Raw genomic sequence first — 26478 nt, 5'->3', positions numbered from 1 at the left:
ATGCTTTTAGCGATAGAACAATAGAACTAAGTTAAAGTGAAAAACATCACTCGACTGCTCGTTTTACTCACCACTTTTTCAACTTTATCTGCCTGCAGCAACATAGGTTTAAGACTAACAGTCCCCTAATTTGTTTACTTATGAATTCGAAAAGTAGCGAATACAGGAATTTATAAGTGAAGAACAAGCTATTCAAAGTGATGCATATTATTTTGGCGATGTTGAAGAACTTAGCTGCCTGGGGCAACGTTCAGTGCAATCTAGCGGTTACAATCCAACAGCGATAAATAGAGTATTGCTATTGAGCAGTTAAAACGTGAGGGGGTAAATAGAGGCGGCAATGGCTACAAGGTTGAAAGTTGTAAAGGCTTTACCAGTGACGAACAAAACTGCGATGTCGCAACGTCGTGCCCTGGTAAAGCCTATATTTTTAGCGGTTTAGCGCTTGCTTTGAAATCATTTCAGCGACACTATCCACTTGTACTGACATGCTCTCTTGGCTAGGCGGGAAAGCCTTAAAGGTTTTTACAAACTCTGAAATTTGATTACCTGCAGGGCCTAAAATCCAGCTACGGTTTTCAGCCCACTCATCGTAACCCCTTGCATCAATGAAGCGCTCAAATGGGTCCATTTTTAGGTTAATGATGTAAGGTGTAGTAAGGGCTTGTTGCGAAGATCTGAACCAATGCTCTTGCTCTGTGAAAATTAACTTCCAATCACCGTAACGCATACCGTGGAAAGTCGTTTCGGTAAAATAATAAAACTCTTTACGGTTTGTTTTACCATTATTCAACAAGATATCACTTTGATCGAAGCCATCTAAATGAACTTTATACTTTTGGCCATTAATTTTTGTACCTTTAATTTAAGCAAATTAGCTTTTAGGTCTTTATCACCGAGCCATGACATAATCGTTGGTATCCAATCTTCCATGGTCATAAACTCACCCGTGCTTACACCACTTGGAATATGGCCTGGCCATTTAACAAGCATAGGAACTCTGAAACCACCTTCCCAGCCACCAACACCTTTTTCACCATGAAACGGCTGGTTGCCACCATCAGGCCATGAGTTTGACGCAGCACCATTGTCGGTAGAAAACATCACTATCGTATTATCAGATACTTTAAGCTCATCAAGTAAGTTAAGCAGCTCTCCTACATCATCATCCAGTTCAGCCATACCATCAGCATATAAACCAAACCCTGTTTTACCGTCATACGCTTTATTAAGGTTAGTTTGGTAATGCATGCGTGTGGTGTTATGCCAAACGAAGAAAGGCTTATTTTGTTTTACAGCATCACGAATAAAACGTTTTGATTCAACAAGCACTTCTTGGTCTAAATTACGCTGACGTTCTTTACCAAATGGGCCAAGATCTTTAACCTCTTGTTTACCATTAGCAAGCGCTTTTGAATGAATGACTCCACGCATTTTTAGACCAAACTTTTCTTGTGTTTTGGCGTCTTGTGGATAATCTTGCTGTTCTGGGTATTCACCCGCATTGAGGTGGTACAAAATACCAAAAAACTCATCAAAACCATGATTTGTTGGTAAGTGTTCATCAAGGTCACCTAAATGGTTTTTACCAAACTGCCCTGTTACATACCCCTTAGATTTAAGCATCGTTGCTAACGTTGGATCTTTCTTTTGCAAACCTTGTGGTGCTCCAGGTAGACCTACCGTACTAAGACCGGTACGCATTGGGTACTGACCAGTAATAAATGCAGCACGACCAGCCGTACACGAGGCCTGTGCGTAATGATCCATAAATATCATGCCATCATTGGCAATGCTATCTATGTTAGGTGTGCTACCTCCCATCATGCCACGATGGTAAGCGCTAATATTCCACATACCAACATCATCACCCCAAATAATAAGCACATTGGGTTTATCAGCAGCGAAACTCGACATACTAATGCCAAAAACGGTCAAACAGACCAATAAGTATTTGAACATCACTTTCTCCTTGAAAATTAACCGAAGCATTCACTTCAGCTTAAAAAATCCCTCGCTTGCAGCTACCTTATACTGCTTAATTAAGATATTCCTACAAGTGATAAGTTGTACATGTTTAATACTATTAGAGTAGTACCTATTTACAAGTTAAATCTGCGTTAACTTTGATTTAAATATAAAAAAACCGAGCATATGAAGTGACCCCCAATAGTTGGACATTCCAATTACTGGGGGTCTTTTTATGTCCAAACATCATCGAGCTTTTAAGCTCAAAATAGCAGAGCTCGCTTTGTCTGAAAGCTCTTCGACGGTAAGTAACAGATTTAATGTTACAGATAGGCAGGTCCGATATTGGACCGCTATTTATCGAATTCATGGCGCTGAAAGCTTCAGGTCTGTTCACAAACCTTATTCTCAAGCATTTAAGGTAGAAGTGTTAAAAACGATGACAGCAAACAGTTGGTCACTCGGTTATACCAGTGCTTTTTTCGATTTATCGTCCCCTGGCATTCTTTTTCAATGGCAAAAGCTTTATGCTCGTGATGGTATATCACGTCTCAAACCACAAATAAAAGGTAGGCCAGTCATGACTAATAATTCTTCTTCTTCATCAAAACCAGTAGAGCAAATGACTGAGGAGGAGTTACGAGAAGAATTAGCATACTTACGAGCAGAGAATGATGTGCTAAAAAAGTTAGAAGCCTTGGCTCAAGCCAGAAAGAAAAAAGCAAAGACAAGACGATAGTCGTCGAAGAGTTCAAGGCAAAACATAGCTTACGACACCTTTTAAAGGCTACAGGGCTGCCAAAGAGTGTTTACTATTATCATCGCACTACCTGTAAGCAACCCTGTACAAGCAATGATTTACTGGTAAAAATACGTGATATCTATCACGCGCATAAAGGACGATATGGCTATCGCAGAATTACGAGTGCTCTGAGAACAATGGGGGTACTTGTTAATCATAAGCGCGTTCAACGGCTGATGAATGAGTTAGGCCTCAAGTCAAAAGTAAGGCCTAAGCGCTATAAATCCTATAAAGGTGAAGTGGGTAAAATCGCAGAAAATACGCTTAACCGCGAGTTTAGTGCGCAGAAGCCAAATCAAAAATGGGTGACGGATGTGACAGAGTTTAAAGTGGATAATGAGAAGGTATATCTATCGCCTATGATTGACCTATTCAACCAAGAGGTAATCAGTTACGAAGTCAGAAAATCCGTTGCACTCCCTTTGGTAACTGACATGCTTAAAACAGCAACTGCTAGGTTGAAGCCAAATGAAAAGCCAGTTGTACACTCAGATCAAGGGTGGCAATATCAAAACAAACAATATCAAAATCATCTCAAGGAAAAAGGGTTGCAACAAAGTATGTCTAGAAAAGGAAATTGTTTAGATAATGCGGTTGCTGAGAACTTCTTCGGCATATTGAAGAGTGAGATGTACCACAACGAAACGTTTAAAGACGTGAATGAGCTTATTGAAAACATCAAAGAATATATCCACTATTACAACAATGAGCGTATTAAGCTGAAACTAAAAGGCCTGAGTCCGATACAGTATCGAAATCAGGCCTTGGCAGCCGCTTAAAAATGAGTCCAACTTTATGGGGTCACTTCAATATAGCTCGGTTTTTAAAGCGTAATAATTTTTAAGCTTGCGGGTAATCGCGGTAAGCGCGCTCAATATTTTTCGCTTGCTTTTTTGACACGCCAATGTGCGAAAGTGCAACACGTAATCGCGCACGCGACAGGTCTGAGCCTAATATTTCCATTGCATCTAGTACTGATGTTGATGATGTTTTGCCCGTAATAGCGACAAAAATCGGCTCAAGAAAATCTTTAATCTTCAGCTCATGGAACGTTGCAACTTCTTTCGCAATGGCAAAAATCGCTGATTTTTCCCATGTACGTAAGCCTTCTAATTGCCAGATGAAGAATTGCAGTGCTTGACGTGTTGCATCTTCACCCGCTTTACCAACCGTTAACAACGCAGGATCATAGCTTGGAATACCGCCCACGAAATGACCGGCAAGATCAACCATGTCTGATAACGTATTAATACGTGTTTTTGCTTCTGGTAATACTTTAGCGAATAACTCAGTATTAAATTTCCAATCAACAAAACGTTGCATTAATTCAGCATCTGACAAGTTTTCACGGATCCACATACCGTTTAACCAGCTAAGCTTATCCACGTCGAAAATAGGCCCACCCAGAGAAACACGTTTCATATCAAAGTGTTCAATCATCTCATCTAGCGTGAACTTTTCACGTTCATCAGGCATTGACCAACCCATGCGGCCTAAATAGTTCAATAGTGCCTCTGGCAGGTAACCCATTTCTTTGTAGTAATTGATTGAAGTTGGATTTTTACGCTTTGATAACTTTGATTTATCTGGGTTACGAAGTAACGGCAAGTGACCAAGTACAGGCGCTTCCCAACCGAAGTCTTCGTATAATTTTAATAGCTTAGGCGCTGAGTTGATCCACTCTTCACCACGGAAAATATGGCTAATTTGCATGTGGTGATCATCAACAACGTTAGCAAGGAAATACGTTGGGAAGCCATCGGCTTTCAGCAACACTTGCATGTCTACGTTTTCCCACGGGATCTCAATTTCGCCACGAAGATAGTCGTTAAACTTAAACGTGCCGTCGCTTGGGATCTTCATACGAATAACGTACGGCTTACCCGCGTCAAGATTCGCTTTGATTTCATCGTCTGATAGATTTAAACCACGACCATCATATTTAGGACGCAAACCCTCAGCCATTTGTTCTTCACGCATTTGATCTAGCTCTTCGCTAGTTGCAAAACAATAAAATGCTTTGCCTTGCTCAACTAACTGATGCGCAAACTTTTTGTATAAATCACTTCGCTCAGATTGACGGTATGGACCAAACTCACCGCCCACATCAGGACCATGATCCCAGTTTAAGCCTAACCAACGTAAGCTATCCATGATAGCTTGCTCTGATTCAGCTGTACTGCGCACTTGGTCAGTGTCTTCTATACGTAAAACAAACTCCCCACCTTGCTGTTTTGCAAAGCAGTAGTTAAATAAAGCGATGTAAGCAGTACCTAGATGCGGATCACCTGTTGGTGAAGGAGCAACACGGGTGCGAATTGTCATGGTTATATCTCTCAAAAGACAATTAAAAATTTGCCCAAATGCTAGCACAGCATGAGCTATTATCGAAGTGAAAAGCCGCTTTATGCAGCGACTTTATCTAAATAAGCAATGATATCGTTTGATTCATACAACCACGTTACTTGGCCGTTTTCTTCAATACGTAAACACGGTACTTTAATTTTTCCGCCCTGCTCTAATAGCTCTTGGCGAAAGAGTTCATTACCTTTGGCGTCACGAGTTTCCACAGATAAGCCCTGGCGTTTAATCGCACGGCGTACTTTTACGCAAAATGGGCACGCTTTGAATTGATATAGCTTAAATTGTGATGTTACTAAATCAAGCTGTGCTTGCTCTGCAGCAGGACGTTTTTTACTGCGCGGCGTAAAAATAAAATCAAAAAGTAAAATAAGGCGGCCTAACAACCAGCGGACAAACTTCATCTCACATTCTCATACTGAATAAAATAAGGTGGGCAATTTTAACACAGCACTACACGCTGCAACAGGCTCAAAATAACTCTATCGAGTCATCATTGTGTTTATTATCTTGAATATCCAATTCGCAATACGCCGTTATGCGATTACGCCCCATGTTCTTTGAATGATACAAGGCGTTATCTGCTTTTTGAACTAAGCTTGCAACCATTTCAAACTCACAAATAGGCAAAAAACCACAACTTACAGTGAGGCTACCTACTTGCGGAAATGGATACTCAGCGACACACGCACGAAATCGATTTAACACGTTGCGCGCATCACATTCGTCGGTTGCTTGAAATAAAATGGCAAACTCTTCTCCCCCATAACGAAATACATAATCTTCGAATCGGAAGTTATTTTTGAGTAATTGTGCGACCAGCAAAATGACTTCATCACCAATAACATGGCCGTAGTTATCATTCACACGTTTAAAGTGATCAATGTCGATCATTGCCAAATACCAGTGGCGGTGATTTACATCTGAGTGAGTAACTCCATGCGCCGCTTGCGCCGCGATATCAATCACTTTTTTATCAAACGTTTGACGATTAAGTAATTCAGTCAATGGGTCAAGGCGGGACTTATGCAACAATGCAAGTTGGTTAGCGTAAATATTTAGCATGTAAATTGCTAACATACTACAGCGTTCGGTGAGCTCTTGATTCGACTCAATCACTAAAACCCCTACTACATTTCCCGTATAATAAACAGGTACATAGGTATAAATACAGCCATAGTTATGGCTAATGCGGATTTTATTGCGACTGACTTTATCTATTAATTCATTGACCTCGTGTTCAGAGAGCTTCTCTATCACGGTGTCTTTATTAATTAATTGTGCAGGTAGCCCTGGTTTAAAGAATTTATTGACATAAATAGCAAACCGCGAAAACTCTCCTAACCCTGCCACCGCATCGACAAGGGCCTGATCAAGCTCTGGCTCTTCTTCTTGCTGTGTTATCGTCACAACCCATTCATGTCCACAAGGGTTTGCCTGCATTGAAAAGTCCCCAGAACTATTAGTAACTTTAGTGTAGTTAAATTTATAAAAATTACTAAAAAACTATAATAAAATCATATCATCTCTGTGTATTACTTCACTGCTTGGTGCAAACACAAGTAACTGCGCAATTTGTGATGAGTGGCAGCCTTTTATTGTATCGATTTCTTGATGGTTAAAGTTAACGAGCCCCTTTGCAATACATTGACCTTCACTCGATATCACTTCAATTACATCACCTCGTTCAAATTGGCCTCTAACAGCTCTGACCCCTTTTGCTAAAAGGCTGGCTCCGCGCTCTTGGAGTGCCAAACTGGCACCATCATCGATCACCAGTTGCCCAGAACTTTTGGGGCCCGCTAATAGCCATTTTTTTCGACCATCTTTGGGGGCGGTTAATTTTAAAAACCGAGTACCTGGCAGTTTGTCAGCCATGCAATTTAAAATCACATTTTTACCCGCACCTTTGGCAATAATCACTTCAACGCCTGCACGACGAGCAATATCAGCAGCTTGAAGTTTAGTTGCCATTCCGCCAGTTCCTAAACTTGTACCACTTCCACCAGCAAGCTCTCTAAGCTCATCGTTAATGTGTGATACTTCGTTTATGAGAGTTGCATTAACATCAGAGCGCGGGTCACCAGTAAACAACCCCTCTTGGTCGGTCAGCAGCAAAAGTTTTTCTGCATTTGCTAAAATAGCCACCAACGCAGACAAGTTATCATTATCGCCGACTTTTATTTCAGTCGTGGCTACGGCATCATTTTCGTTAATGATTGGAACCACATTATGCGCAAGCAATGCATTGAGTGTGTCGCGGGCATTTAAATAACGTTCGCGGTCTTCAACATCTGCTCGGGTAAGCAGCATCTGCCCAACATTAATACCATAGAGTGCAAATAAACTCTGCCAAGTATGAATAAGATGACCTTGGCCAATTGCTGCCAGCATTTGTTTTTCGATCAAAGAACGGCCACAGGGGGTTATTAATTGCTCACGACCCGCAGCGACTGCGCCACTGGATACTAAAACAACCTGATAACCTTGTTTTTTTAACTCACAACACTGGCGAACAAGCTCCACCATATGTGCTTTATCTAATTTGTCTGTACCGCCTGTCAGCACACTTGTGCCTAGCTTTACAACAACGACGTGTGGCCTTTGCATCTGCGTTATTAATTCTGTAAATAAAATAGAGAATTTATATATACCAGCAAACAGTTTTTGAACAAGTTAAAAAAATTCATGCTAGGATCGTTTTTTCATTTTTAACACACGAAGCGACACCTATGCCTGCCAGTTTATGCTTAATAATTGCCACTTTTTTATGGGGAAGTTCCTATATTGCGTTAAAGCATGCAATCACAATTTATGACCCCGTGTTGGTAATTTTTTTAAGGATGTTAACCACCCTTTTAATTTGTTTATGCTTGTGGCGATTTGTGATCCGCTTTGAATTTAAAAAAGGCGACTGGAAATACTTGATAGGCATGTCGCTGGCAGAGCCTTGCTTATATTACTTATTTGAAGGTCATGCGCTTGAATACACGTCAGCATCGCAAGCGGGTGTTATTGTGTCTTGCTTACCGATTATTGTCGCTATTTTAGCTTTCTTAATGTTAAAAGAGTACATCAGTAAAGCCATTGTGGTTGGCTTTACACTCTGTATTGGTGGCAGTATTTTGTTAACCTTGCTTTCGCCAAGTAGCGAGCAAGCGCCAAACCCTTTACTGGGTAACTTTTTAGAGCTCATGGCCATGGTCTGCGCGGCCTTTTATACTGTCAGTGTTAAACACTTAGTAACACGTTACTCCCCGCTTACACTGATAGCCATACAAGGCTTTAGTGGCAGCCTATTCTTTGCACCCTTTTTATTCTTTATTGAACTGCCGAGCGAGAATCAACATGATTTGAGTGCCCTATTGAGTATTTTATATTTAGGCTCGTGCGTGACCTTAGGCGGCTATGGTATGTATAACTATGCCATCAGTAAAGTATCGGTCCTAACTGCCGCGGCTTACTCTAATTTGATTCCTATTTTTGCGTTAATTTTATCCGCTATCTTACTGGGAGAAGTGCTAACAACTTGGCAGTGGTTAAGTATCGGTGTGGTATTTGCGGGCGTGATTGTCAGTCAACGCCATCAAGAACTTAAAATTGACGTAGATGATGAGAGCTTGTCTGCCGACACTAATAACCTCAACTCGGTACCCGATGCCAAAGAATCAAAAGGGTAACAGGTTAATAAATACAAACCGGGTTGCATTAAAAAGGCCTGCTCGTGTTGATGAATGACACGAACACTGCGTACTTGGTAGTGCACGACTTGGCCGTTTTGTAACTGCATAGAAAACGACTCGCCCACTTTCACATTTTTTAAAAATGCAAAGTGGGTATCGTTGTGGCCTGCAATTAACACCCCATTGTCACTCGAAAGTTCACCACTGGGTAAGAAATGCCCGGGAGCAAAGGCTAAGTTACGCCCCGACGCCCCCGCTAAAATAGTTAAACGTTGCTGCTGAGTAGGCCAATTTAGTTGTGCTGTGACATAACCGTCAGCGTAAAACCACGGCCTGACTTTTTCATTTGGCGTCAGCAAAGCATGTTGCCAAGCTGACTCAATCAGATGCTGGGCAAGCCACGCCTTGGCTTGCATATAACTGCCATTGAGTAGCAGTGAAATGCCAAGCAACCCCACACACAGTGGTAAGGCCTTTTTTAACGTCGCCATTGCCATAACCATGCTAACGATACCAATAACAAGCCAAACACTATAAATACACGACTTTGCCCATCTGTTTGTGGCAATGTCATTCCACTCGGCAGCCTATTTCTTAGTTGCACTGAGCGCTCAGCAATTTCGTTCCCAGCGACGTTATCAACAGCAATAAAAGCAGTAAATGGACTGAGTAAATGATGCTGAAGTGCCAATGTTTCGACTTCTGACTTTACGCTGTCTTTATCATTATAAAGCAGGAGTGACTTAATTTTCTGCCTTGCCCATAGTCTTGCTATGCCCTCACCTTGCGCCGCGTGATTCGCTGATAAGTTAATATTAAGGGGTCCTGATTGGGTCTGCCCGGTCAGGGTTACATGTTGATTTCCAGCTAACTTCACCGCAACTAACACGGGCTCAGAAAAATAAAGATCGGGTAAAGGCGATGGCCAGTACTCAAGCTCTTGGTTATCTGCATGTAAGACAAGCTCGGTTACAACTGGGTGAGCGAGTTTATCGAATAATAGCTGCATTTTAGGCTGTACTTGGCTGGCGCTACTAATAAAGGTAAACGTACCACGACCAATATCAGCAGCGCGTGTCATAAAGAAACTATTTGGTGCACTGCCAATACCAACGGTAAATAAGCGGCTATCACCTAAGTCAGCTTGAATTTGCGAAAACAACTGTGTTTCATTGCCCACACTGCCATCGGTTAAAAATACAATTTGACGCACAAAACCATCATGTTGTTTGCCATCTAATACCCGCGATAGTGCATTACTTATCTCTGTGCCACCATCAGCTTGCAAGCCATATATAAAACGCTCTGCACGGCGAATATTAAAGTCATTGGCAATCATTGCAGACTCACTGAGAGCCGTAACGTCATTATCAAAACCAATAATATTAAAGCTATCGTTTTCATCGAGTAACGATAAAGCATAAAACAAAGCGTGCTTTGCCTGCTCCATGGACTGACCATGCATAGAACCCGACGTGTCGACTACAAAGACCATTTCACGCGGGAGGCGTGCCTGTGCGGTAAAATGATCCGCTGGCGGCACGAGCATCAATAGTCCATATTCTTCGCCATTGACGACTTCTTTAAAAAACGCAGCCTGTGAACTTTCTTTGTCGAGCGGCTTAAATGTCAGCTCAAAATCACGTGTCATCGGTACATCGCGATTAAGGGCAAGTATATAGCGCCCAAAATGTGGGTTATCAATTTGCATACCGCTCAGGTTTGCATTTATATCACTAAGCTCTAAACCAATATCCATGTTAATAGCCAAGTTTAAATGTGCATCAACCTGCTGACTATTTGTGCTTTGGTACACCGGTTTTAACCACGCAGAAGCCAGAGCGCTCTGATTCAACATTGACGATGAATTAGGCTCTGGGTTTTCGCTTGTATGAGGCTTAAGCTGAGCTGTTTTTGGTTCATAGCGGGGTGTAATCGTGGTTGGGAAACGCAGTGAAAATACCCCATCACGAAAACCAATTATCTCTTGATACTGTAAGGTGATTTCAATTTCATCGCCCGCCCCGATATTTGCAACATCGGTTGCGAAAATATTCGCCCGTTGCTGACGTACTAGGGCTGCTCGCTTGCCTTGCTGCTGCGCCTCTTTAAACTGCTGCTCAGCTTGCTGTTTGAGTGCAATATTGCCCGTAATCACACGCTCACCAATTTGCATTTGTAATGCATGTACTGCGCTTTCATCGGGCAAAGGAAATACATAACGCGCATTAACTGCAAACGGGTGTGGGTTTTGATAACGCTGCTTAACAACCACATGATTGATTAAACCTGTGAGCGTCATCGTCACATCGTTTTTGACTAAAACGCCTGATGACACTTCGCTGTGCAAGTTATCATAAAACCGTAATTGTGCACTGACATTAGCGGCTAATGCAGGATTTATAGCATATCCTAAAAGTAGGATAAAAAGGCTCACGGACAAGAGCCTTTTGGTTCGGTTACTCAACATAACATGTCACTCCATCGACAGATGAATTAGCGATTGCTTTTTGCAGTCTGTAATTGCGTGTTTTGAACAGGTCGTGTGGTTAGTGTGACTCTGCGATCAAACACGTTATCTTCATAATCATTTGAACTTGCAACACTTTGTTTCTCGCCAAATGCTGTAGCAGACAGTCGCGTGTGCGGCACACCTTGTTTAATTAAATAACTTTGCACGGCATTCACACGTTTCTTAGATAGCATTAAATTAGCGAGTTCATCACCCCGTTGGTCGGCAAAGCCGTTTAAGTCGATAGCCAAGTGTGGTTGTTCAATCAGTAACCGTGCGACTTTATCGAGCTGACTGGCAAAATGCGGGGCTATCTCACTTGACCCTGTTTTAAATTGAACGGTCATGGCCAGCAAAGTATTTAGTTGGGCTTGAAGCAATTGCTCTTTCTCATCATTCAAGCTCTCAAGTTGCTCAGTCAAAACCGCATTATTAGCAATAACCTGCTGATAATCTGCGGTGTGCTGCTGCATAACAACAAGTGCCTGGTTTTGCGCTTCGATAACACGCTCACCGGCTTCTTTTTCACCGATTAATCCTCCGGCAAATGCGCCAACAAATGCACCCACAGGGCCCCCAATCAAACCGCCAACTACAGCGCCTGCACTAAGGCCAATGGCTGTTTCTTTTGGTGTTTCTTGTTTTGCTTGGGGCGCAGCCTCAACAAATTGGCTTGTTGAGAGGGCCGACGTTATAAGTGCAGCAATGATGATCTTTTTCATAATTTAATCCTTTCTTTTACATTAATTGTTTGGCAACTATTGGTTGGCGTTGCAAACGTGGTATAGCGCTATTAAAACAAGCCGAAATGGCAATAAAGGGGATCAAAAAAGGCAAACTGCTGAGCAATTGTGGCAGAAAAATGGCAATCGCATTTTTGCCAGTACGCACAGTAAAATTTTCGGTATAGTGTATTCATAGTGCTGACTATGAAGCTAAATAAGTAGGAAGAATGAAGAAAATAGCCATTGTCGAAGATGAAACAGCCATCCGCGAAAACTACACTGAAATGTTGAGCGCACAAGGCTATCAAGTCATTGGGTTTGCTGACCGAGCAAGCGCAGAGCTGTCGTTTAGCCAGTCATTGCCAGATTTGGCCATCGTAGACATTGGCTTAGCGCATGAAATTGATGGAGGGTTTTTATTATGTCAAACATTACGGTCGCTCTCGAAAACCTTGCCTATTATCTTTTTAACCGCGCGTGATAGTGAAATTGATACGGTCTGCGGCCTGCGCATGGGTGCTGATGACTACTTAACAAAAGATATCAGTATGGCGCACCTTGCCGCACGAATTGGGGCTTTATTCAGACGCTTAGATGCACTTGAACAACCGGCTAATCAAGATGCGCTACTGCATCGTGGTCTATTAAAATTAGATAGCCAGCGTATGCAAGTGTTTTGGCACGATCAGCTTGTTGACTTGACGGTGACTGAGTTTTGGATGGTGCATTCACTTGCGCAGCGTCCAGGGCATGTAAAAAGTCGCAATGAATTAATGAGCGATGCAAAAATTTATGTCGATGACAGTACGATTACTTCCCACGTTAAGCGTATCCGAAAAAAGTTTATTGCCTTAGATAATAGCTTCGATTGTATCGACACAGTGTACGGTATGGGTTATCGCTGGGAGCAAGCTTAATGCTCAGATTTGGTTTGCGCAGTAAGTTTATTTTACTGTCTTGCTTTTTGTTTTTACTGCCTTGGCTTGGCTATGAATATGTTTGGGAAATGGAAAAGTTTTTAAGGCAGGGCCAAGAAAAAACACTCGTAGGCACCACACGAGCCCTGGCAACAGCGTTACATGAACGGCCAGCCTTATTCGACTCGCAAACCAATTTTTTAGATCAGGTCGTTAAAGGCCGTGATTTATATGCCTATAACCTCAGTAACCCGATTCAACTTGATGGCAAACTTGCTGACTGGCAACCCTATAGGGCACTTTTTTGGCATTACGATAAACGCTACTTACAACGTGTAAACCCCGCGCACGAAGACGCTGATTTAGCATTTAGTCATATGGTTGGTAAGTACGAAAACTATTTGTATGCAGTCTTTGAGGTGCGTGATAGCTCGTTGGTGTATCGCGCTAAAAATACGCTCAGTATTACGCGCAATGATCACTTACAAATCATGTTAAAGACCCCCGAAGGTGAATTTAAGCATTACGTGATTGCTGCTCGCCAAGATGGCTGGGTTAATGCCTTTGACGCTATCAGCCGCGAGCCTGTTACAAAGATTCAAGGCTATTTTCAAAGCACAGAAACGGGCTATAACATTGAACTGCGCTTTCCATTAAGCATGCTTGGCAACAAGCTGGGATTTGCAATTGAAGATTGGGATGATGACAAAGTTGAGCCTCAACTTATGTCAACGTCTAACCTACTCAATCCCAACGACATTGGCTCGGTGCTTGTGCCTTCACCAGAGATAAACCGTATTTTAAAAGGGATGGGCCATAGCGGCAGTCGAATTTGGGTAGTCGATAGCCACCATCGCGTACTCGCACAAGCGGGGTCTATACATCACGCTGATGGTGTCTGGGCAGATGGACTCACAGATAAACCGGCAACAACATGGTGGCAACAATTTGAGCGTGATTACTTGCATCCGCTTTATTACCAAATACTAACTCGCCCTGAAAATGAGTTTATTGATACTTTGCATGATGTGGCCGCTATGCAAGGCACGCATATCGCCAGTGCATTAAACGGGAAACCCGCTTCATCGTGGCGTTTAACTCCCGATAGCAAGGCGGTGATCTTATCAGCAGCCTACCCAATTTGGATTCAAGATAAGGTCATTGGTGCTGTTATCGCAGAAGAAACCACCAATGGTGTGCGTACTCTTCGTAATAAATCGCTCGAGAAACTATTTAACGTTATTTTAGCTGTCATGCTAGTCGGTACTGTCACCTTATTCTTTTTTGCATCACGGATCTCAAGCCGTATTCGTCGTTTACGTGATAACGCTGAGCAAGCTATTGATGCACAAGGCCGAATTACAGGCAAAATAACGTATACCGATTCAAATGATGAAATTGGTGATCTCTCACGTAGTTTTGCCAATATTGTCAGCCGCTTAAGTGGTTATACCGATTACCTTGAGAATATGTCATCACGCCTTTCTCATGAATTACGTACCCCTGTTGCGGTGGTGCGCTCATCGCTTGAAAACTTACAAATGCAGCCGCAATCTGAGTTTAGTCAAAAATACCTCGCGCGCGCCAGTGAAGGCGTTGAGCGACTAGGTAAAATAATAACCACAATGAGTGAAGCAACACGCCTAGAACAAAGCATTCAAAATGTGGAAGCTGAGACGTTTGATCTCACTCAAGTTATCACTGGCTGCATGCAAGGTTACCAAATTACTTATGGCGAGAAATTATTTAATTTATCACTTTATGAATCACCACTGCCCCTGCGAGGGGCCCCGGAGTTTATTGCCCAACTTCTTGATAAACTGATTAATAATGCGCTCGAGTTTAAATCTCCTGACAGCCAAGTAACGGTGAGTTTAGCTAAAAACGAACAGCACGCTATTCTAAAAATTGTGAACCAAGGCCCTTTGTTACCAGAGGGCTTAGTAGATCATATATTTGATTCGATGGTATCAGTGAGAACTCAGGAGCATCAGCAACAACCCCATTTGGGATTAGGCTTGTATATTGTTCGTTTAATTTGTGATTACCATGAGGGACAGGTCAAGGCTGAAAATCTCGCAGATGATTGCGGCGTGGTGTTCACTGTAAGTTTGCCTATAAAACAACGATGACAGCGTTACACTTGATAACAATTTAATGCTTAGTTATTCACCAATAATTCAGATTGGCGGGCTTAGTATATTGTACTATAAAAGGCAAATTTGACTCGAGGGGGCATCATGCAATCAAGGTTACAACGTGAAGAAATCGAATTCATAATGGCACTTTATAATTGTAATGATGTAACAGATAAACCCGCAGAGCCTAAAAAGCAATCAAAGAAAATACCGACTAAAAAAGTTGATACAGCGCAATATAAGTCACCAAGTTATTTGACCTAGCTTAACTTAGCTCATTACAATGCCCCACCATTGAAATTTGACCTTATGTAATGAAAAATCACTCGCCAAAAAAAGAGTTAATCTTATTGCCTGTTTTGTTTGTGGCAATCTTGTTATGTGTTGCTGGGCACTTTTTACTTCAGCCTAACTACCAAGATAGCCATACTGTAGAATATTTACTTGCTGCACTCCCTTTTGCACTGTTTGCTTTAGTCATCATTGCTTTTAAGGTTGCCAGTAAAAGCGAGAATGATGACTAATTAATTCACTATAAAACGTGATAGCCAAACCAATCGGGTTTCATCGCTTGAGAGTGCCCACTTGGTGTTAGCTTAAGGGTCAAGTTGCTATCGAGTAAATCGATAGCAAAACAATCATCTACGTCATGTAAATCATCTTTGTGCAAATGTGTCAGCCCTGCAAGCAAAGAGTCTTTAGCACGTTGCTTTGCTTCCTCACTGCTGCGCGCAACATACAATGCAAAGTCATGTTGTTCGGCAAGACTGTCTGCTCGATACGCGCCTAAATTAACAAAATAAAGCTTTTCAGGTTGCTCGTGAGCCCCTTCTATCACCTCTACTTTGTAACCATCAATGTGCTGAATATGCATGTAGCTATCCATGTGCACACTGCCTTTGTCACCCACCCACTGCGCTTTTAGCTTTGAGTAGGTGTCTTCAATTTTATCACCAACAACAAATCGAACATCGTGCATTTCGATATGACAGCCTTGTATACGACCACCAAGGTAAACTAAATAAAGCCCCATGCGCTTTCCTTTTTTTGCATCTAGGTTTTGTTGTATCTAGATTAAATTTTCTACATTAATGTTGTGTTTTTTAATTAGCTTATAAAAATCTGAGCGATTGCGTTTTGCAAGCTTTGCAGCCTCTGCAACATTGCCGGCTGCCATTTTTAGCGTATTTATTAAATAGTCACGCTCAAACTCTTTTTTAGCATCGTTTAATGATAATGGCTCTGCATTACTTACATTGCTATTGAGCGCGCTTTCAACTAGCTGTACCGCAATTACATTACCTGGGGTCAGCGCGACAACTTGTTCAATCACGTTTTGTAACTGACGAATATTACCAGGCCAGTCATAACGCACCAATGCATGCATTGCGTCATTAGCAAAACGCTTTTCATCTTGATTCATACGTTTTGCTATTACGCTTGCAAAGTGCTGTGCCAGCAAGCTTATGTCTTCCCGTCTTTCACACAAAGGAGGAAGTTTTAAGTTCACCACATTGAGTCGGTAATACAAATCTTCACGAAACAATTGGTTATTAATCGCTTCAGGTAAGTTTTTATGCGTTGCCGATACTATCCGTACATCAATAGGAATTTCTTCTTGAAATCCCACGGGACGAATTGTTTTTTCTTGCAATACACGTAATAGCTTTACTTGTAAATTCAGTGGCATATCACCTATTTCGTCAAGAAAAAGGGTACCACCTTGAGCCTGTTGAAACAAACCCTGGTGATCTTTTACCGCCCCAGTAAACGCACCTTTTTTATGACCAAATAATTCTGATTCTAACAACTCACCTGGTACAGCCCCACAGTTAATTGCAACAAAAGGCCCATCACTAACGTGACTATGCTGGTGAATCGCCTGTGCTAATAACTCCTTACCTGTGCCACTCGCCCCTGAAATTAATACATTAACATGCGTTGGCCCAAGTAACTTTACTTGCTCAAGGAGGTGCAACATGGCACCGCTGCGCGTAACTATGTTTGTTTGCGTTGGAGTTTCATCACCATGCACACCATGGATCTCGATTGCTTTGGCGAGGCTATCAAATAACTCATCTTTATCAACTGGCTTGGTAATAAACGCAAAGATCCCCTGCTTAGTTGCTTCAACTGCATCGGGGATAGAGCCATGCGCTGTCATCATAATGACTGGCATAGACGGATAGCGACTTTGCAACTGGCGGTGCAACGCCATACCGTCCATTTCATCCATACGTAAGTCGGTAATCACAGCATCAAAGGTTTGCATTTTTAATTGCTGAAGCGCAGCCAGACCACTCTCAACCGTGCTAACTTGATACCCTTTTGATTCGATTCTAATTGCAAGTAATTTCAGTAAACTTGCATCGTCATCAACCAACAATATGCGTGGTTTTGTTATTTCAGCCATGGTTACTGCTCCTTAGTTTCTTCGCGTAACAGCAATTGTTGTTCAATTGCCGCCAGTGACGACAACGTTTTTTCCATTTTTTCTGTTAAGGCCTGCTTGGCTTGCTTGGCCTTTAGACTATGTTGAACACTTTGTTTTTGTAGCCATAAATACTGTTTTATATCATCAGGCCAATAATAAGCTTGATCACTGCTTTCGAGTAATGCTAATGCTTGTTTAGGTTCTGAGGCACTGTGTATACATAAATATTTAAATAAACTGATCAACTCTTTTTGCCCTACATACGTCTGCTTCTGCGGCGTACTTTTAAAGCCACCACATTGCTCTGCATGCCATGCAATAACCAAACGTGCAGGCGGATACACAGGCTCGCTTTTAGGCCTTGGCTTAGGATTAGGTTGCTCCTTTGGTGTTAGCTGTGTTTTATGCTCTTTTTGTGCTGTCGATGATGTTGGCTGTGTTAAGGCACACCCGGTCAAAAATACAACGAGTACAGCGGGTATAAAACTGGCTTTATTTACGAAGCCCATATCAGTTAACTCCTTGGGTTACTTGAATTGGTAATGTCACTGTAAATCGACAGCCTTGCGGTTCATTATCAGCAATATTAAGTGTGCCTCTCAGTTGCTCAACCGTTTCTTTCACTATTGTGAGGCCAAGACCACTGCCCATTTCAGTTTGCTCTTTGGCATTTTTCCCCTGATAAAAGGCACCAAAAACAGCTGTCTTTTCAGAATCAGCAATGCCTTTACCGACATCACTGACCGTCACTTGAAGCTGAGTGTGTTTATAACGAGCTTCGACCGTGACAACGCCTTGTTCAGGTGAAAATTTCAAGGCATTGGAAATGAGTTGCACAAGCATCATTTCTAACAACTCGGAAGAAATATACATCGCTTTTGAGGGAAGTTCATTTACCCATATTAACGACTGATTTCGCGCAATTAAACGATGTTCAAAATGACGCTCAATATTCGATTTCATACTATTGAAGTTAAGCTCTGTGACACTCTCTTTACTGGTACGAATCGCGTTATAATTTAATAAGCTTTCAATCATCACTCGTAAACGCGCCATACTCTGTGTAATTAGCTCAAGGACAGCTTGCTGCTCGCTATTAATTGGGCCAACAATTTCATCAGCGAGTAAATCAGTGCCTTCAACCATGGAGGCAAGCGGTGTTTTTAATTCGTGAGTAACATGACGTAAAAAGGTGTCTTTTTGTTGCTCAAGCATATGCAGCTGCGCTTGCACCCACTCTAATTTATTACCTAACTCAACTAGCTCCGATGAGCCTCGTACAGAAATTTTCTGCTGCCAATGACCTTGACCTAGTTTATCTATTACACTTGTTAGTTCACCTAAACGGCCACTGATCCGCCATAAAAACCCACCACTTACTAATAATGTGAGTGGAATTAATGCAATCAACCAGTTTATAAACGACGCTTGAAGCGCCTTTAATTGCTGTTGATTCTTGGTGATCCGTAATTCATTTTGATCACGTAGCCACACAGTTTGCTCTGCAATAAGTTTGCTTGCTGGGGCAAATAATTCACCATCTTGTTTTTGCTCTGCAACTAAGTGTTGCTGGGCAAAGTTGAGTACTTCTGCCAATTGCTGCCACTGCGCCACATACTCTGTCGATGGACTAAGAAAAATAAGCTCATCAATACTTTGCAGCGATGACTGCCACTTATTTTCAATTAAGGTATCGAGTGATTCACTTTTTAAAACCCAATTTTGTCTTGTTGCTCTTTCTAGGCTATTTAAATCTTGTTTTAAACTATTAAACGCCTTTGTAACTAAATAATTATCGCTGACAATTTTTTGTGTCACAGCCAATTGTTTATTCAGTGCGTTTAAAAACACGATCACAACCAACGATAAAGGCAGCAAAGACAACAAAGTGCTAAAGACAAACTGGCCAATTAAACTGGGCCGCCAATCGAGCGCATGTTTAAATTTATTCGCAACGAGACCTTGCATACTGATCCTTTTCAACGTGACAGAAGATGATTATTAGATAAATAACTTAGACACTCGCTGAATCCAGCCTATATAACAGCACTTTTTAACCAATAAATGCTTTTTTGTTGCTAATCAGCAACAATATAACTCTCTGTTTTAAAATGAATAACCCTTTAGAACCCAAAAAACGTTGCAAAAAAGACACAACTCTTTGTAAGTATTGCTGAGCAAATCACTCGGGGAATATATAAACTATTGATATTAAATGAATTTTAAAGTTGGCACTTTTTTTGCTTATACCGTAATAAGTTATAGATTTTAGGAAACAAAATGAAAACGATGGCCTGTATCTCAATCATGCTTGCCAGCTTAGTATCAATAAGCTCTTACGCGCTTGATCTCAACGAGACGTTTAATGAACTTGATAAAGACAGTAATGGCGCGCTAAGTGAGTCTGAAGCATCTGAGGACGCACTGTTACATGGCAATTTTTCTCAAATTGATAGTAATGAGGATGGCCAAATTTCATTTCCAGAGTTTCAGTCGTTTATTCAATAGGAGATTGTTATGAAACAACTTATCGCTGCCTTTTCGCTGATATTTTTGGCTATCAGTGCGACCGTTTTGGCATCTCAAATGGATGTTCGCTTTACTAAGTTTGATAGCAATGCAGACAATGCAATTTCACTTTCTGAAGCCAATGAACACCCTGAGCTAATTAAGCAATTTACTGATCTTGATACAAATAATGATCAGCGATTATCTGAACAAGAGTTTGAAAAATTCAAACCTTAACCTCTTAAAGTGCTTGCCATAATCCCAGAGGGAGCGTGTAAACGGATTTAAATTTTGGGATTTAAATTATGGCAAGCACTTTTCCCAAAAAGGATTTTACTTTCTGAGGAGTTTTATTATGAAAATTGCGACACTTGCTTCATTCACTTTAATTACTATAAGCTTCAATACCTTAGCATTAGATGTTAAGCAGCGATTTGATCATTTAGACAAAGATAAAAATGGTTATTTAAGTGTTGAAGAGCTTGCATCTCAGCCACACTTGCAAAAGCACATGGCTAAATGGGATACAGACAACGATCAGCAAATATCACTCCTTGAATTTAAGCACTACTTAACAAACAAGAGTTAAAGCAATGTCAAAATACACTTTCGCCAGTCTTATAATCTGTGGTTTATATAGCAGTATGGTTTTTGCAACAGAAAGTATTGGAGAAAAATTTAAACAACTCGATCGTAATGAAGATGGCTTCTTAAGCCGTTCTGAATCTGCACGAGACCCCGCTCTGTGGTCTCGTTTTAAAAGTTACGACAGCGATAAAGACAATAAGTTATCGTTTGCTGAATTTAATGAATATGCTAGCAAATAATGCTGAGGGTGCGAGTCACCCTTTTGCACGTTTTAATTACCTAATTATTTGCAGTTTACAGCAACTCTGATACTGTTTTTATAAATAAATAAAAATAAGAATAGTATGAAACTCATTATCAGCTTACTTGCAACTGCATCGATATCTTGCTTCGCTAACACCACCGTTATTTATAACGTAAATGGCTACACACCAACCTATCAAGGTCAGACACAGCAATTTTCAACCTTAGTCTTTAAAGATGGAAAAGTTGTCAAAACAGGCGATGATTCCCTTAAGGCTAGTTTTCCTGATGCGACAACGATCGATGGAAAAAAGGCAACACTGCTGCCCGGGCTTATTGATGCACATGGTCATATAATTGGGCTTGGCAATAACTTGTCACAACTGGATGTTAGAAATACCCAATCTGTCGATATGGTCGGTAAAATGTTGGCCGAATTCGCTAAAGATAAACAAGGTTGGATAATTGGCCGAGGCTGGAACCAAGAACATTGGCCTGGCGGTCAATTTCCTACGGCAGCAGATTTAGACAAATACGTAAAAGACAAGCCTGTTGTGCTGTCTCGCGTTGATGGTCATGCCGTGTGGGTCAATTCAAAAGCAATGGCGTTGGCTGGCATAACGGCGCAAACAGATACGCCCTCTGGAGGCGAAATAATTAAACTTCCTTCGGGTCAGCCATCAGGGGTGTTTATTGATAAAGCAGAAACATTAGTAACGCAACACATCCCCAAGACAGATCACGCGAGTATCAATCGCGCACTTGATAACGCCGGTAATCACCTACTCAGTTTAGGCATTACATCAGCACACGATGCAGGTATAGACTACGATACGTGGCAAGTGTATAAACAGCGTGCAGAACACAATAACCTGCCTGTTAGAATTGTTGCTATGCTCAGTGCTGGCGATCCAAAGCTCGAAACCATGCTTAAAGCTGGTCGCTATAAAGATATGAACGACATGCTCTCCATTGGCAGTGTAAAAGTCTATGCAGATGGTGCATTAGGCAGTCGAGGCGCTGCATTAATTAATGAGTACGCTGATCGCAAAAACCATCATGGCTTAATGCTCGAAACGCAAGAAAAGCTAGAACAACTTTTTACCTTAAGTTTTTCACACGGCTTTAGCGCGAATACCCATGCGATTGGCGACCAAGCTAATAAAACCGTTTTAGATGCTTATGAGAATGTCTTCAAGAAATCGGGAGGCATTTTATTACGGAACCGCATTGAACACGCGCAAATTGTGTCGCCAAACGATATTCCTCGCTTTAAAGCGTTAAAAATTATTCCTTCCATGCAGCCTGTTCATGCGACTTCTGATATGCACATGGCTGAGCAACGTCTGAACGAAACACAGTTGACGGGTGCCTATGCGTGGAAAACATTTTTATCACAAGGCTCCATTATTGCGGCAGGCTCTGATTTCCCCGTTGAACTTGCTGACCCATTCGATGGCTTATACTCAGCAATTACACGCATGGACCATAACCAACTTCCTGAAGGAGGTTGGCGTCCTGAAGAGTTACTGTCACGTGATGAAGCACTAAGAGCGTTTACATTGGGAGGCGCTTACGCTGCCCATCAAGAATTTAAAGTAGGAAGTTTAGAACAAGGAAAATGGGCGGACTTTATTTTAATCAATAAAGATTATTACACGGTGCCGCTCGCTGACGTTCACGCTATAAAAGTACAGCAAACCTGGCTGGCAGGTGAGCTTAAATATACACTTGAAAACGAAAATTAAATTACTTTTTAGCGTCAACTGTCGGTTGACGCTTTAATTTTATAATATGGTAGATATTTACGAAGGTAAGCAAGCCATTGGTAAATGCCACAGGCACGGCATCAATTGCTACACCATAAAGAGTAAATGCGATACAGCCTGCTAAGTTAAACCAACGAAGCTTCATAACATCGCTCATTGTTAAAGAAGCGACCAATAATGCAGATGCTAAATAGCCTAAATATTCCCAACTCAATTGTTCTCTCCTAGGCTTTAGGTTAGCATTAGAGTTTGTCATTTTTAGACTCACTCATTGCTCACTTTGACAATGAAAATAAAAAAGCTAACTTACTAAAAACCTTGTAAAGCCTGAGAATTAACCCGACTTTAAAATCATTACACGGGAAATGAAGGTATGAGTAACGTGAACACCTTACTAGTAAGTTAGCATAAATTCTTAGAATCTTAATGCTAGCGTCATTAAGATGTAATAAATAGGACAATTGTCCGAAGAGCGGCGTTAATGTTTCAATATCATTTTTCAAGCTACCTTGTTGATCAATTACTCACTTTTGCAGGGAGTCGTTTTCAACAAGCCAAAAAAGAAGTGCTGATCCATCAAGATCAACCACTTTCCAAACTCGTATTAGTGAGAAGTGGTACCGTTTCGTTTAGTTACGATGTCGGTAATGGTCGCCGCCTTTTGCTCGGTCAGCTTGACTGTAATAATACATTAATTGGTGAGATTGAAGCTCTTAACAACCTCCCTTGTATCTACACAGTTACGTGTTTCAGTGATGTTAGTTACAATCTCATTGAGCTTAAACATTGGCGCGCACTACTTTTAGAAAAACCAGAACTGAGTTTATACACAGCACAAACAATAGCCGCTAAGTTTCAAGAGAACCAAAAAATCAACCTAGACAAATTGCTATTACCCTTAAGCTATAATATTGCTAAAGATTGTTTATTAAGAGCTGAAAATAATAATCCGACACTGCTTAGAGCCTACCCAACTGTGAATGCTGAAGCTGAACGTTTCGCCACTACCGAACGTGCCTATCGACGTGTTGTGACTGAGCTTGTAGAAAAGGGCTTAGTAAAACGCAGCAATCAAGGTTTACAAGTGGTCGACATAGACAAACTGAGTGATTACGTGGACAGTTTTTCGCAGTTATAAACTTGTTACATAATCTGTTATTATGCTTTACAATTACGCAGGCAAACTGAAATTAATAGTCAGCATGAGTTCAGTTGCATAAACTATAAATATTCATAGAGTTGAGCTTTTTAATAGCTGGGCTCTGTATTATAATTCGGCAAAGCGAAATGTGCCGCCCACAATGTTTGAAGGACGAGACAAAACTTTCTTATTCTATTAATGAAAGTATATATAATGTTCACTTGACGTATATATAATGTACGCTTATCCTTCAATAACAGATAACCATGTGTGGCGTATTTCGGTGCACAAACCGGTACTATTTGCTCTAATAAAAGTCTGATTACTTTACGATAAAGGAAAGAAAGGTAACGATTATGGGAAACAATGAATTTAAACTAACAAAGCTAGCGCTAGCGTTAGGTGTCACTCTAAGCTTAAGCGGTTGTTTTAGTGATAACGACGACAACACAACTGTACCAAAGCCTCCAGTACCAACGCAAGATGTAGCTGTTCCACCGACTGCAGTTGAGACGCAAGCTGGTGCTATCTCAGTTAGCTTACTGGATGCGACAGGTCAACCTTTAGCAGACACTGTTACAGCTACTATAACTTTTACATCACCTGAAGATGGACTTTTAAATGTAGCTGGTGAAGCGCTTGCAGATGCAGATAAATCAACAACAGCAGGAACATTCTCTTTCACCGTTGGTTCTATTCCTGCAAATGGTATTACGTATGACTATGTTGTTTCTGCAGATGGTTACTTAAACAACTCAGGTTCTTTAACTGTTACAACGGCAGAAAATGTATCGGCAGAAGAAATTCGTTTAACTCCACGAACTCTTGCTAACTCTGATATTGCAATTGTTGCTGAAACAAAGACTCTTGAATCACTTGTGCCTGCAGGTGAAAACACAACTGTTTCTTACGATCCAACTACTGGTCTAAGCATTTCGGGTGATAAAACTGAAATTGAACTACCGCAGTCAATCAATAAAGCTGGTGTTGCTGTTGGTGGTACAACAGTAAAAATTAAGAATGGCACTCAATTCTTAACTAAAGACGGTACAGCTCTAACATCAGCTCCACAAATGACCGTAGCTTATTTCGCGAATGAAGCAACTCGAAATGACACTGAAACTGAAGCTGACGCTACAGAAAACTCTTCGCTTGACGCTTTCCCTGGTGGTTTAGCTCTTTCAGTTGCAAATCCTGATGGCACTGATTCAACTGTGGATGGTTCATTTACCTCAGGTGGCTTTGTTGCAATCGAGTTAGTAGATGACGAAGGCAATAAAGTTAGTACTTTTGGTCCTGGAAATTCTATCACTGTAGCAATGCAGGTTGATAAAAACACTTCTAACCCATGTCCTGTCTCTTTACCAGCAGGCACAACTGATGTTGCAACTTACGCTGAAGCAAATGGTTACAGTAAAGGCACTTGTACTTTAACTACCCCAACCGCTAGAAAATTAGCTGTTGGTGATATCTTCCCAGTGTGGAGCTATGACGAAGATGCAGGTAAATGGTCATTTGAAAGCTACGGTGAAGTTAAAGATAATGGAAGCGCAGACACATTTGACGTAACTGTTGATGTTAACCACTTATCTTACTGGAACTTAGACTACTTCAACAACAATCTATGTTCTAGCCTTCAGTTTGACATTGTCGATAGTAATGACCAGCCTAATGCAGGCCGCTATACCCTTCTTCTTGAGACGAACGGTTATCGCCGCAATGTAGGCCAATTAAAAGCCAATACAGGTGATTATTCACAAGCTAATATCGCTAACCCTCCTGCGTTCCCTGTGAATATCAAGATCCGTCAGAATGGTAAAAACGTGTTAGATGGTTTAGCCAGTAATTCAGATGGCACAGCCTCTAAATTAAGTGTAAATAACTTATGTGACTTGAACGGCGAAACGTTAAAGCTTACATCTACATCACCTAATAAAGTTTCTAAATCTGTCACTACACAACTAGTATGTAGTAATACAGAAGACTTTGATGTAAACACTGCTCCAGTGCCTACACCAACAACATCATTGTTGTATTCTGGCAATAGAGTTGTAAATGCATACTACGGAGAGGGTGCAACTTTCAACGTTTCACTTGAAGAAGGTGCTAGCTACACCATTCGTTACTATGATTATGTTAATAACGCGTGGCTATCTCAAGCTCTTGCAGTTAACACTACAGCCGTTGCGCTTAATATCCCAACAGTATGTGAAGTTGTAGAACAACCAATTACTGGTGGTTCAGGTGGTTCAGGTGGTTCAGGCGGTAACTAATCCACGAGTTTAATCCAATTAGACTAAATAAAACCGCGCATTGTGCGCGGTTTTTTATTACATCAATATCACCTGCCGAAAAGAAGCTTTTGACACTAAGGCTCTACTTTATAAAACCCCATAAAAATTATCATGTTGAACAACAGTACCATGAGTTTTATTCTCTTGAACATGTGAGTATGCTAAATGTGCTTGCTGATCTTTAACATTCTAATAGTTCCCTAAAATAATACGGTAAGATTGAGGTTTCAGAGCGGTGCTGTATACACCCTAAAAAGACAAGAGATATATTATACCAATCCGCAAAAATACTTAATCATTTTGAGTGATCAAACCAGTCCTACCTGCGTTAAAAATTTCTGATTTAGAACAACTAAATAACTAAATTTTTGCCTTGTTATCAACGCGGTTTTATT

Annotated in this window: 28 protein-coding genes; 14 read left to right on the top strand and 14 right to left on the bottom strand. The window is 41.2% G+C overall.

All coding sequences use genetic code 11. From position 1 onward, the window contains the following. Positions 1-430: 430 nt before the first annotated feature. On the bottom strand, positions 431-793 hold the full coding sequence (locus H3302_RS19860) for a hypothetical protein (RefSeq protein WP_259369878.1): 363 nt from the start codon (positions 791-793) through the stop codon (positions 431-433). Between the two features lie 26 nt (positions 794-819). Continuing rightward, positions 820-1962: a sulfatase-like hydrolase/transferase gene (locus H3302_RS03545; RefSeq protein WP_259369877.1), complete on the bottom strand. Its 1143-nt coding sequence runs from the start codon at positions 1960-1962 to the stop codon at positions 820-822. A 241-nt stretch (positions 1963-2203) separates the two neighbouring features. Between H3302_RS03545 and H3302_RS03540 the strand changes: the two genes are divergently transcribed. Together H3302_RS03540 and H3302_RS03535 are read left to right on the top strand one after the other, a co-directional pair. Continuing rightward, positions 2204-2707, top strand: coding sequence for a transposase (locus tag H3302_RS03540; protein WP_182395458.1), 504 nt, complete (start codon positions 2204-2206; stop codon positions 2705-2707). Continuing rightward, the gene (locus H3302_RS03535; protein WP_259369895.1) at positions 2704-3549 is read left to right on the top strand and encodes an IS3 family transposase; all 846 of its coding nucleotides are present in this window, start codon (positions 2704-2706) and stop codon (positions 3547-3549) included. Before H3302_RS03540 ends, H3302_RS03535 begins: the two co-directional genes overlap by 4 nt. A 61-nt stretch (positions 3550-3610) precedes the next feature. On the opposite strand, the gene gltX is transcribed toward H3302_RS03535, so the two are convergent. From gltX to proB, 4 genes are all read right to left on the bottom strand, one after another. Then, the gene (gltX, locus tag H3302_RS03530; protein WP_036970646.1) at positions 3611-5095 is read right to left on the bottom strand and encodes a glutamate--tRNA ligase; all 1485 of its coding nucleotides are present in this window, start codon (positions 5093-5095) and stop codon (positions 3611-3613) included. 80 nt (positions 5096-5175) lie between these two features. Beyond that, positions 5176-5535, bottom strand: a complete 360-nt coding sequence (locus tag H3302_RS03525) for a glutathione S-transferase N-terminal domain-containing protein (protein ID WP_036970649.1) — start codon at positions 5533-5535, stop codon at positions 5176-5178. 67 nt (positions 5536-5602) lie between these two features. Next, entirely contained in the window at positions 5603-6574 is a 972-nt protein-coding gene (locus H3302_RS03520) for a GGDEF domain-containing protein (protein WP_036970652.1), read from the bottom strand. A gap of 63 nt (positions 6575-6637) precedes the next feature. Next, a complete protein-coding gene (gene proB, locus H3302_RS03515) occupies positions 6638-7741 on the bottom strand; it encodes a glutamate 5-kinase (protein ID WP_036970656.1) in 1104 nt (367 codons plus the stop codon). Between the two features lie 122 nt (positions 7742-7863). Between proB and H3302_RS03510 the strand changes: the two genes are divergently transcribed. Further along, on the top strand, positions 7864-8811 hold the full coding sequence (locus H3302_RS03510; RefSeq protein WP_036970658.1) for a DMT family transporter: 948 nt from the start codon (positions 7864-7866) through the stop codon (positions 8809-8811). On the opposite strand, the gene H3302_RS03505 is transcribed toward H3302_RS03510, so the two are convergent. Genes H3302_RS03505 through pdsO form a run of 3 tightly spaced genes read right to left on the bottom strand, consistent with a single transcriptional unit; the run spans position 8718 to position 12048 of the window. Beyond that, the gene (locus H3302_RS03505; protein ID WP_075594533.1) at positions 8718-9305 is read right to left on the bottom strand and encodes a class GN sortase; all 588 of its coding nucleotides are present in this window, start codon (positions 9303-9305) and stop codon (positions 8718-8720) included. The genes H3302_RS03510 and H3302_RS03505 overlap by 94 nt on opposite strands. After that, a complete protein-coding gene (locus H3302_RS03500; protein WP_182396144.1) occupies positions 9293-11284 on the bottom strand; it encodes a marine proteobacterial sortase target protein in 1992 nt (663 codons plus the stop codon). The genes H3302_RS03505 and H3302_RS03500 overlap by 13 nt, the downstream gene beginning before the upstream one ends. Before the next feature lie 26 nt (positions 11285-11310). Further along, positions 11311-12048, bottom strand: a complete 738-nt coding sequence (pdsO, locus tag H3302_RS03495; RefSeq protein WP_074988891.1) for a sortase-associated OmpA-like protein PdsO — start codon at positions 12046-12048, stop codon at positions 11311-11313. 230 nt (positions 12049-12278) lie between these two features. On the opposite strand from pdsO, the gene pdsR reads away from it, so the two are divergent. The 4 genes from pdsR (at position 12279) to H3302_RS03475 (ending at position 15630) form a co-directional block, all read left to right on the top strand. Then, positions 12279-12968 (top strand): proteobacterial dedicated sortase system response regulator, encoded by a 690-nt coding sequence (gene pdsR / locus H3302_RS03490; protein WP_036970667.1) that lies wholly within the window; start codon positions 12279-12281, stop codon positions 12966-12968. Further along, positions 12968-15100 carry a proteobacterial dedicated sortase system histidine kinase gene (gene pdsS / locus H3302_RS03485; RefSeq protein ID WP_180311381.1) on the top strand — a complete coding sequence of 711 codons (2133 nt, stop codon included), beginning with the start codon at positions 12968-12970 and terminating at the stop codon, positions 15098-15100. The genes pdsR and pdsS overlap by 1 nt, the downstream gene beginning before the upstream one ends. Positions 15101-15208: 108 nt before the next feature. Further along, a complete protein-coding gene (locus tag H3302_RS03480; protein ID WP_155950844.1) occupies positions 15209-15370 on the top strand; it encodes a hypothetical protein in 162 nt (53 codons plus the stop codon). A gap of 50 nt (positions 15371-15420) precedes the next feature. Continuing rightward, the gene (locus H3302_RS03475) at positions 15421-15630 is read left to right on the top strand and encodes a hypothetical protein (RefSeq protein WP_036970671.1); all 210 of its coding nucleotides are present in this window, start codon (positions 15421-15423) and stop codon (positions 15628-15630) included. A gap of 8 nt (positions 15631-15638) precedes the next feature. Here H3302_RS03475 and H3302_RS03470 read toward each other — a convergent pair whose 3' ends face one another. From H3302_RS03470 to H3302_RS03455, 4 genes are read right to left on the bottom strand one after another with little or no spacing between them, the layout of a single operon-like run. Continuing rightward, the gene (locus H3302_RS03470; RefSeq protein ID WP_036970673.1) at positions 15639-16139 is read right to left on the bottom strand and encodes a DUF1543 domain-containing protein; all 501 of its coding nucleotides are present in this window, start codon (positions 16137-16139) and stop codon (positions 15639-15641) included. A gap of 36 nt (positions 16140-16175) precedes the next feature. Further along, positions 16176-17519 (bottom strand): sigma 54-interacting transcriptional regulator, encoded by a 1344-nt coding sequence (locus H3302_RS03465; RefSeq protein WP_065978059.1) that lies wholly within the window; start codon positions 17517-17519, stop codon positions 16176-16178. A gap of 2 nt (positions 17520-17521) precedes the next feature. Then, positions 17522-18049 carry a hypothetical protein gene (locus H3302_RS03460; protein WP_065978058.1) on the bottom strand — a complete coding sequence of 176 codons (528 nt, stop codon included), beginning with the start codon at positions 18047-18049 and terminating at the stop codon, positions 17522-17524. A 1-nt stretch (position 18050) separates the two neighbouring features. Beyond that, complete coding sequence (locus H3302_RS03455) at positions 18051-19508, bottom strand: HAMP domain-containing sensor histidine kinase (RefSeq protein ID WP_118844039.1); 1458 nt, start codon at positions 19506-19508, stop codon at positions 18051-18053. A gap of 312 nt (positions 19509-19820) precedes the next feature. Between H3302_RS03455 and H3302_RS03450 the strand changes: the two genes are divergently transcribed. The 5 genes from H3302_RS03450 (at position 19821) to H3302_RS03430 (ending at position 22627) form a co-directional block, all read left to right on the top strand. Then, complete coding sequence (locus H3302_RS03450) at positions 19821-20048, top strand: cag pathogenicity island protein Cag25 (protein WP_036970684.1); 228 nt, start codon at positions 19821-19823, stop codon at positions 20046-20048. Positions 20049-20057: 9 nt separating this feature from the next. Further along, positions 20058-20285, top strand: a complete 228-nt coding sequence (locus H3302_RS03445; RefSeq protein ID WP_065978056.1) for a hypothetical protein — start codon at positions 20058-20060, stop codon at positions 20283-20285. 118 nt (positions 20286-20403) lie between these two features. Then, positions 20404-20637: an EF-hand domain-containing protein gene (locus H3302_RS03440; protein ID WP_036970689.1), complete on the top strand. Its 234-nt coding sequence runs from the start codon at positions 20404-20406 to the stop codon at positions 20635-20637. A 4-nt stretch (positions 20638-20641) separates the two neighbouring features. After that, entirely contained in the window at positions 20642-20875 is a 234-nt protein-coding gene (locus tag H3302_RS03435; RefSeq protein WP_065978055.1) for an EF-hand domain-containing protein, read from the top strand. Between the two features lie 105 nt (positions 20876-20980). After that, a complete protein-coding gene (locus H3302_RS03430) occupies positions 20981-22627 on the top strand; it encodes an amidohydrolase (protein ID WP_118844037.1) in 1647 nt (548 codons plus the stop codon). A 1-nt stretch (position 22628) separates the two neighbouring features. Here the strand turns inward: H3302_RS03430 and H3302_RS03425 are convergent, their stop codons facing one another. After that, entirely contained in the window at positions 22629-22862 is a 234-nt protein-coding gene (locus H3302_RS03425) for a YgjV family protein (RefSeq protein ID WP_036970694.1), read from the bottom strand. 267 nt (positions 22863-23129) lie between these two features. Between H3302_RS03425 and H3302_RS03420 the strand changes: the two genes are divergently transcribed. Both H3302_RS03420 and H3302_RS03415 read left to right on the top strand, forming a co-directional pair. Next, positions 23130-23786, top strand: a complete 657-nt coding sequence (locus H3302_RS03420; protein WP_036970695.1) for a Crp/Fnr family transcriptional regulator — start codon at positions 23130-23132, stop codon at positions 23784-23786. Positions 23787-24145: 359 nt separating this feature from the next. After that, positions 24146-26062, top strand: a complete 1917-nt coding sequence (locus H3302_RS03415) for a hypothetical protein (RefSeq protein ID WP_180311380.1) — start codon at positions 24146-24148, stop codon at positions 26060-26062. Positions 26063-26478 lie beyond the last annotated feature (416 nt).

This window comes from Pseudoalteromonas sp. MT33b (genome assembly GCF_014117385.1).
Taxonomy (GTDB): Bacteria; Pseudomonadota; Gammaproteobacteria; order Enterobacterales; family Alteromonadaceae; genus Pseudoalteromonas; species Pseudoalteromonas lipolytica.
The sequence above is the reverse complement of the archived record's forward strand: the minus strand, read 5'-3'. Positions and strand labels throughout refer to the sequence as shown.

Coding starts and splice junctions, on each gene's coding strand:
- H3302_RS03545 (WP_259369877.1), bottom strand. CDS start 1,962: ATGTTCAAATACTTATTGGTCTGTTTGACCGTTTTTGGCATTAGTATG.
- H3302_RS03540 (WP_182395458.1), top strand. CDS start 2,204: ATGTCCAAACATCATCGAGCTTTTAAGCTCAAAATAGCAGAGCTCGCT.
- gltX (WP_036970646.1), bottom strand. CDS start 5,095: ATGACAATTCGCACCCGTGTTGCTCCTTCACCAACAGGTGATCCGCAT.
- H3302_RS03525 (WP_036970649.1), bottom strand. CDS start 5,535: ATGAAGTTTGTCCGCTGGTTGTTAGGCCGCCTTATTTTACTTTTTGAT.
- H3302_RS03520 (WP_036970652.1), bottom strand. CDS start 6,574: ATGCAGGCAAACCCTTGTGGACATGAATGGGTTGTGACGATAACACAG.
- proB (WP_036970656.1), bottom strand. CDS start 7,741: ATGCAAAGGCCACACGTCGTTGTTGTAAAGCTAGGCACAAGTGTGCTG.
- H3302_RS03510 (WP_036970658.1), top strand. CDS start 7,864: ATGCCTGCCAGTTTATGCTTAATAATTGCCACTTTTTTATGGGGAAGT.
- H3302_RS03505 (WP_075594533.1), bottom strand. CDS start 9,305: ATGGCGACGTTAAAAAAGGCCTTACCACTGTGTGTGGGGTTGCTTGGC.
- H3302_RS03500 (WP_182396144.1), bottom strand. CDS start 11,284: ATGTTGAGTAACCGAACCAAAAGGCTCTTGTCCGTGAGCCTTTTTATC.
- pdsO (WP_074988891.1), bottom strand. CDS start 12,048: ATGAAAAAGATCATCATTGCTGCACTTATAACGTCGGCCCTCTCAACA.
- pdsR (WP_036970667.1), top strand. CDS start 12,279: ATGAAGAAAATAGCCATTGTCGAAGATGAAACAGCCATCCGCGAAAAC.
- pdsS (WP_180311381.1), top strand. CDS start 12,968: ATGCTCAGATTTGGTTTGCGCAGTAAGTTTATTTTACTGTCTTGCTTT.
- H3302_RS03480 (WP_155950844.1), top strand. CDS start 15,209: ATGCAATCAAGGTTACAACGTGAAGAAATCGAATTCATAATGGCACTT.
- H3302_RS03475 (WP_036970671.1), top strand. CDS start 15,421: ATGAAAAATCACTCGCCAAAAAAAGAGTTAATCTTATTGCCTGTTTTG.
- H3302_RS03470 (WP_036970673.1), bottom strand. CDS start 16,139: ATGGGGCTTTATTTAGTTTACCTTGGTGGTCGTATACAAGGCTGTCAT.
- H3302_RS03465 (WP_065978059.1), bottom strand. CDS start 17,519: ATGGCTGAAATAACAAAACCACGCATATTGTTGGTTGATGACGATGCA.
- H3302_RS03460 (WP_065978058.1), bottom strand. CDS start 18,049: ATGGGCTTCGTAAATAAAGCCAGTTTTATACCCGCTGTACTCGTTGTA.
- H3302_RS03455 (WP_118844039.1), bottom strand. CDS start 19,508: ATGCAAGGTCTCGTTGCGAATAAATTTAAACATGCGCTCGATTGGCGG.
- H3302_RS03450 (WP_036970684.1), top strand. CDS start 19,821: ATGAAAACGATGGCCTGTATCTCAATCATGCTTGCCAGCTTAGTATCA.
- H3302_RS03445 (WP_065978056.1), top strand. CDS start 20,058: ATGAAACAACTTATCGCTGCCTTTTCGCTGATATTTTTGGCTATCAGT.
- H3302_RS03440 (WP_036970689.1), top strand. CDS start 20,404: ATGAAAATTGCGACACTTGCTTCATTCACTTTAATTACTATAAGCTTC.
- H3302_RS03435 (WP_065978055.1), top strand. CDS start 20,642: ATGTCAAAATACACTTTCGCCAGTCTTATAATCTGTGGTTTATATAGC.
- H3302_RS03430 (WP_118844037.1), top strand. CDS start 20,981: ATGAAACTCATTATCAGCTTACTTGCAACTGCATCGATATCTTGCTTC.
- H3302_RS03420 (WP_036970695.1), top strand. CDS start 23,130: ATGTTTCAATATCATTTTTCAAGCTACCTTGTTGATCAATTACTCACT.
- H3302_RS03415 (WP_180311380.1), top strand. CDS start 24,146: ATGGGAAACAATGAATTTAAACTAACAAAGCTAGCGCTAGCGTTAGGT.